Source organism: Nitrospira sp. BLG_2 (assembly GCF_049222245.1).
Window position 1 is genome coordinate 1 of the sequence record NZ_JBLYIG010000414.1, and the last position, 3511, is coordinate 3511.

5 protein-coding genes and 1 other RNA gene are annotated in these 3511 nt (G+C 52.8%); 4 read left to right on the plus strand and 2 right to left on the minus strand.

Features of this window, described 5'->3' with window-relative positions:
* Positions 1-681 (minus strand): sulfatase-like hydrolase/transferase (locus ACOSYY_RS11405; RefSeq protein WP_421662496.1); only part of this gene is annotated, 681 nt, incomplete at its 3' end.
* A 357-nt stretch (positions 682-1038) separates the two neighbouring features.
* Between ACOSYY_RS11405 and ACOSYY_RS11410 the strand changes: the two genes are divergently transcribed.
* From ACOSYY_RS11410 to ACOSYY_RS11425, 4 genes are all read left to right on the plus strand, one after another.
* Positions 1039-1182: a hypothetical protein gene (locus tag ACOSYY_RS11410; protein WP_421662498.1), complete on the plus strand. Its 144-nt coding sequence runs from the start codon at positions 1039-1041 to the stop codon at positions 1180-1182.
* A 16-nt stretch (positions 1183-1198) separates the two neighbouring features.
* A complete protein-coding gene (locus ACOSYY_RS11415) occupies positions 1199-1444 on the plus strand; it encodes a hypothetical protein (protein WP_421662499.1) in 246 nt (81 codons plus the stop codon).
* A 375-nt stretch (positions 1445-1819) separates the two neighbouring features.
* The gene (locus tag ACOSYY_RS11420; RefSeq protein WP_421662500.1) at positions 1820-2281 is read left to right on the plus strand and encodes a hypothetical protein; all 462 of its coding nucleotides are present in this window, start codon (positions 1820-1822) and stop codon (positions 2279-2281) included.
* 162 nt (positions 2282-2443) lie between these two features.
* Complete coding sequence (locus ACOSYY_RS11425) at positions 2444-2803, plus strand: hypothetical protein (RefSeq protein WP_421662501.1); 360 nt, start codon at positions 2444-2446, stop codon at positions 2801-2803.
* Between the two features lie 421 nt (positions 2804-3224).
* Here the strand turns inward: ACOSYY_RS11425 and ssrA are convergent.
* Positions 3225-3511, minus strand: a transfer-messenger RNA (tmRNA) gene (gene ssrA / locus ACOSYY_RS11430); the annotation flags it as partial.

Below are 3511 nucleotides of genomic sequence, written 5' to 3' on the forward strand. Positions count from 1 at the left end.
TGCGACAATGTCGTCGTCGATTGTTTCCATCCGCTTTTTGGTCAGCGGTCCGGTGTCCTTGCACACCTGCTTACCGACGCGGCCGAAGCGCGGATCCTCGGTCGAGTCGTCCCTATCGGACGCTTTGCAGTCCAATACTCCCCGTGGACCGAACCGAGCGCGAAATGATGGATCCTTTGGGTAGTCCGGCAGCTCAGGCTCTTCCTCCGCGTTCAGGTGATACAAGTTGCCGTAGAATTCGTCGAACCCATGAACGCTGGGGAGGAACTCGTTGCGGTCGCCGAGATGGTTCTTGCCGAACTGCCCTGTCGCATATCCGAGCGGCTTGAGCATTTCAGCAACCGTCGGGTCCTCTTTCCTCAAGCCCAGCGTTGCCCCAGGCAGGCCCACCTTTGTGAGGCCGGTGCGCAGGCCAGACTGGCCGGTGATAAACGAGGCTCGCCCAGCGGTGCAACTTTGTTCACCGTAGTAGTCCGTGAAGATCATGCCTTCATGCGCAATGCGATCAATGTTTGGCGTTTTGTAGCCCATCAACCCTTGTGAATAGGCGCTGATGTTCGATTGACCGACATCGTCGCCCCAAAAAACGACGATATTTGGTTTCTTCTGTTGCGCCTGCGCGGCGCACGCGTAGGCAAGTCCTAGAGCCACGATCGACACAGCAAGGCCGACTTTCATCATGACACCTCTTTGGCAGGTTCCAGGCGTTGGGACGCCATTTGCGCCAAGCGCTACCACGCCGAGAACTCAGAAGTACCATTTCGAGGGGTAGATGGAAACTGTCAAGATTTACAGAAGACAATCAATGCCTAACTGTACATGTCAACGAACTGAAATCGATTGGCACGCCAACAATACTGAGGTGTCGAATCCGCACGAAGTCGAGGTGAGCGTGGAAAATGTCCATCGTGTCATGGAACACTTGATGCCTGTGTTTCGTGCGGAAGTCGCGCTTACCTCAAAGTCCGGTCGGATTTAGCCGTGAAGGAGGCCTTCTGCCGCATGACCGGACGACTCGATTAACCAAAGGAGGAAGGCATGTTGAACCTGTTGAATCAACAGTCAGCGTCCAGCGATGAAATCGTAGCCGTGAGTGAGCGGCGTACCGTCCTGGAGGCAAAAGAGAGCTTGATGATAGTCGAGCAAAACTGGATCAGCTCGACCTACTGCTCGCTCCTGTGACGACAGCTCGTCTCGTGTGAAAGCAGACGTTGACGAGGTCACGATCTTGCGGGCGTCGGCCGCGCTGCCACAGGCACGGCTCACTTACTTGGAGACAGAAGTCTGTCTAAAAGTGTCGGAGCGGGAGTTTCAGAGGATTGCCGCGGTTGAAACGCGGAACGTGACTGAAGAACGCGTAGACGCACGGCGTTCGCTCATCGAGGAATTCTTTGCGCGTCGGGATATCGGCGCGGTGATAGCCGAGCAGATCCACGCCCTATGATGACGAAACACGGGTGTTAGGCGGCGTTACCCCTTCCGACGGTTGCGGAGTTGCTCAGTGACTTCTACCGACAGAACTTAGTCGAGTCGAACCGATGTGTTGAAGAAAGAAGGCTGGCTTTAACTATTGGATGGACCTCTTCGGGCGATGCTGAGGGACCGAACTCAGGGCAGCGGCTCGATGTATAGCTAAAATACCTGTATGTTAGCCAAACCGGCTTGCGTCCGACTCATAAGCCCTTTTAGAATCGGTTTCCTGTGGTCTATCCACAGTCCTTCCATAAATTCTTCGAGTGGTTGAAGTATCAGGAACGGCCATTGTCAGATGGCGAAGAAGCCATGCACTAACCTCCAAACGAGCTACCTTGGTAAAACCATGAACAAAACAATTCAGGTCATTGGCACTCTTCTTTTATTAATGTGTGGCGGATGTGCCACAGTCACAACAGATGACCTTCATGCGACGGGAGGCGGTAGAACCTATGATGTGCCGTACTCCACAGCCTATCGAATTGCCTCGGATGCATTGGAAGAAATGAAGTTTTCCATTAAGAAGGCTGATCCCAGCCAGGGCGAGATTCGCGCGCAGACAGACAGGTACTTGGATGGTATTGTTCCTTGTGAAGGAATCCTCATAGGCGTTTTTCTCACTCAGGTAGGAAATCTTCAAACAAAAATGGAAATACAGGGCTTATATGCCCGACCTCATGATGATTTGGCCTGCCTAAACAAGTTTCAGCACACCGTCTCAGAATATACCCAGAAGCTCAGACAAAAACTTGAGCAGAGTGAATTGGTGAAAAACCGGAGATCTGGAGCACCAATCGGAGAACGATAAGAAGTTATCAAATTTCTAGCAAGCTAGACCAGGGAGAGAGGTCCGACACTTTACTTATATATAAGCATTAATTATTAATGTTAATAAACATCTTAGATGAAATGTAAAGAAGCTGCGTCTCGAACGTAACCTGAACCAGATCGCACTGCCAAGCGGACTGGGGTGACTCACCCTTATATTGTGGCGCTGGAGAAGGGGCGCGAGAATCCCGCATTTTGCTACGCTCGAAAAGTTGGCGAAGGCGCTGAAGTGCAAAGTCTCGGAATTGGTGGATTGAACGAGGAAATCATCAAAGCCATCGTGACGGCAACCCCTACGAGTATTGGCATCGTGATCGGATTTGTACTGGCCGGTAGTCAGCGATGGTTCGAACGACGACGCAAGCTACGTTGCCATTGGGCGGCCATCCGTGCAGAGATGGCATTATGCAAAGAAACTGCGGAAACATTCCTGAGCGCCTCAATCATGTCTCCTCTCTATCGTTTTTCGGTCACCGCTTCCAAGAATTTGCGGATGGAGTAAGCCCGGTCAAGATCGTCGAGGGGTTGAACGCTGAAGGGATCCCGCCACCAGGCGTCGCTTTTCGGCGTCGGTCTAAGCTTAACTCAACGTGGTGCGCGACAGCCCTCAGCGGGCTACTGACCTGCATGATGTGCGGACGAAATTCGTCGTGCTTTGCCAACAAAATATGGTTGCTCCGGGGTAGAAGTATCGTGGGCTATGGGTCAGTCAAAATACGATCAGGTCTTACATCCGGTGGTGGGATCACGGCTGTTGGATGCAATCCAACACGCCGTGTTCACTGAGAAAGGGGTCGCCGTTGTTAGAAAAGAAGTCGCCAGGCTCCTTGCCGAAGCGGTGCTGTCATGGTCTAGACCTCACCCAAAGCTCGGTTATCGAAAGTGGAGCAGGAGGTTGATCATATGATTGAGGTCCTTAAATTTGGTGGAGGCGAGGGGAGTTGAACCCCTGTCCGAAGATCGTCAGTGCACTGTGTCTACATGTGTAGCCGACAATTTAAGCTTCGCAGCCATCCACGCCCATCGGCAGGCTTAGAACGGCCGCTAGCCCAGGAAGTTCTCGTCCTCGGCCGCTGAGCACCGGCTTGGGACCAGCCCGCTGCATCACGCCATTCCACCCCCGCGGGCCTCAGATGGAACGACGTCTCAGCCTAAATTAGGCTGCGAGTGCCAGTTCTTGATTGGCAGTTGCGTTTTCTCGGACTTTTAC

Excerpts from the sequence above, each read along its gene's own strand:
- ACOSYY_RS11410 (WP_421662498.1), top strand. The coding sequence starts at position 1,039 with ATGTTGAACCTGTTGAATCAACAGTCAGCGTCCAGCGATGAAATCGTA.
- ACOSYY_RS11420 (WP_421662500.1), top strand. The coding sequence starts at position 1,820 with ATGAACAAAACAATTCAGGTCATTGGCACTCTTCTTTTATTAATGTGT.